Consider the following 2,698-nt stretch of genomic DNA (forward strand, 5'->3'; position numbering starts at 1 on the left):
AAGAGCGACCGGGCAACAGGGCGTTCGAGCGGACAGCCGCGCCCGGGTGGTTCCTGGCACGGCCGCGGGCCGCGCCGATACCGGAGAGTGGTATCGGCGCGGCCGAGAACGCGGCCAGGGACCGCCTGGGGGTGGCGAGCCGGATCTAGCAGGGTCCCGCGGCGCGGGCGGACGCGCGGGTCCTATACATGGTCAGCCTCCAGATGGTGAAATTACCGGACTGTGAATGATCTGGCGCTCAACGCGCTTGAGGCGGCCGCCGCGCGTGTTTTCGCGGTTCTGCGAATCTTCGGGATCCTCTTCGAGCTGGTCGCTGTCGTCGTCGGGCGCAGGTGGTACTTCACGCCGGCTCATCTGATAGTGCCGGCGGTGGTCGCCGGCTGGGGGATCGTGTTCGCCACCAGCTGCCTGCGGGCCGGGCTGCGTCGGGGGATTGCCACCGGCGAACTGGCGGTGGCAATGCTGCTCGCGGCGACCGTGCCGTGGGCGCTGCCCCCCGATGTGCTGCGGGAAGGGCCGAGCTGGGTGTTGCCGCGCCTGGTCGGGGCATCGGTCGTGGTCGCCTGGTGCGCCCCGGCCGTGATCTGGCTGCCGGCCACGGCCGCTCTCGCCGGTCTGTTCATGACGTCATGCCTGGCATCGGGGATACAAGCCAGCACGGTCGCCGTGATGGTTGCCGCGATGGCCTTCCTGTCGCTGCTGTTCACGGTGGTGTCAAGGGTGGCGCGGCACGGCGCGATCATGGCCGACCGGAGTTTCGCGCGCGCCGCGGCCCGGCGGAGTGTACATGCGCTGGCGACGGCGCGGCAGCGAAAACTCAGGGAATCCGAACGTATCCTGCACGATATCGTGTTGAACACCCTCACCGGGCTCGCCTGGGGCGTGTCCGCGTCCTCGGTGGAGATGGTCAGGACACGTTGCCGCCATGCCGCGGCCGTTTGCGTGGATCTCCTGGGCGCTGGGTGTGACGAGGGCGACGAGGCCGCCAGCCCCGCCGCGCGCTTGGACCAGGTTGTCGAGGAGGCGCGCCGCGCTGGGCTGGCCGTCGAGACCTCGACAAGCGGTCAGCTGGATGTCCCCGGGGATGTCCGTGCCGCGTTGGCGGCCACGGTCCGGGAGGCGCTGTCCAACGTCCGCCGCCACGCGCACACATCCCGGGCCTGGGTGGACATCCAGGCGAATGCGGGGGAAGTAGTGATAACCGTTCGTGATGAAGGAGTGGGTTTCGAGCCGCTGGACCATGATTCCGAGCGGTTGGGCATCCGATATTCGATCATCGGGCGCATGGCCGACGTGGGCGGTTCGGCTGACGTTCGCTCCATATCCGGCCGTGGAACGACGGTCACGCTGCACTGGTCCCCGCGCCTGGCGCCGGAGCCGGCCCTGGCGGCCGACGCGGCCGCGCTGGAGTGCTCCTATGCCTGGAACGCGACGCGGGCGGTGGGCATGGGAGCATGTCTGTGGCAGATCGGTTGTGGCCTGCTGCTGCTCGGACGCCTCGCCGCATACCGCCATCCGCTGCTCGTCCTGGGGGCTTGGGGAATTTCCCTGGCGCTGCTGGCCCGCTACGTCGTGCTGGCGCTCGGTGGCCGGCTCCGCCCGGTCGTGGTCGCGCGGCTGGTCGTGGTCGTGATCGGTACCCAGATCGTCCTCGGCCTGTCGGTGCGGGACGGTGACCTGGTGGGACTCCGGCCGGTGATGTTCGCGGACGTCGGGGCGACGGTCCTTTTCGTGTTCGGCCGACCAGCCGGCCAGTGGCTGGCGCCGGTGACGCTGATGGCCGGGACAGCGACGGCTGTGATCAGTTGGCGGTCGGCGGGTGACGTCACCGTGCTGATGAGGTTCGGCGGGTTCCTTTACGCACAGGTCGCGCTCCAGACGGCCTTGTCGATGTTCTGGCGGGCCCGCCGCGCCATGGCCGGGGTGACGGCACGGACCGCGCGCGCGGAGGCGGAACTGATCGCGGATCGGGCAGCCGCAGTCGCTGTGCGTCATGATCGGCGGCTGCGCCTGCTTCACCTGGCCGACGGCCCGTTGCCCCTTCTCACCGATCTCGGTGCGGGCAGGCTGGACCCCCAGGATGACGTGGTCCGTGAGCGCTGCGCGCGGTGCGCTGCGGCGCTGCGGCGCACACTGACCCGCCAGCTGTCACCGTCGGCGCTGGTCGCCGTTCTTGAGAGTGCCGCGCGTTCGGCGGAGCTGCGAGGCGCCAGGGTGGAGCTGCAGATCGCGGGAGAGGTGGAGGCCATTCCCGCGGCGGTGGGACGGGAGATCGCGGGTACCGCCACCGCTATCCTCGCCCGGATCGGCGATGGCCGGGTCCTCGTCACCCTCACCGCCGGCGCGCGGGACGGCTTTCTGTTCCTGGCATTTCCCGCACCCGTCCTCGGCGATCCGGCCCCGGGCCTTCCCGCGGGCACACCCATGACACACCAGTGGATCGATGTCGTCGAGGAGAGTGAGGAGGGCAAGGTCTGCGTGGAGATCCGCTGGGGGCTGGACCGCGCCGTCCAGACATCCCGGTGAGCGCCGTCCCACACCGGGCGGGCGAGCGGGACCGGCCCCGTGGGTCTACGGCGTGTTTCAGCAGTCGTCGTTCGATCAGGGAGCCGGACAGCTGGCTTGTAAAACTCGGGCTAGCCGAAGAGCTGGTCGAGGGTGTCGGCGGTCAGAACGCGGACGGTCCAGGTCTGCAGCT

1 protein-coding gene is annotated in these 2,698 nt (G+C 70.2%); it reads left to right on the plus strand.

What is annotated here, in order from left to right; genetic code table 11:
* Window positions 1–222 precede the first annotated feature (222 nt).
* The gene (locus MJ797_RS17475) at window positions 223–2,526 is read left to right on the plus strand and encodes an ATP-binding protein (protein ID WP_239336200.1); all 2,304 of its coding nucleotides are present in this window, start codon (window positions 223–225) and stop codon (window positions 2,524–2,526) included.
* The last annotated feature ends 172 nt before the right edge of the window (window positions 2,527–2,698 follow it).

Source organism: Protofrankia sp. CiP3 (assembly GCF_917627345.1).
Taxonomy (GTDB): domain Bacteria; phylum Actinomycetota; class Actinomycetes; order Frankiales; family Frankiaceae; genus Protofrankia.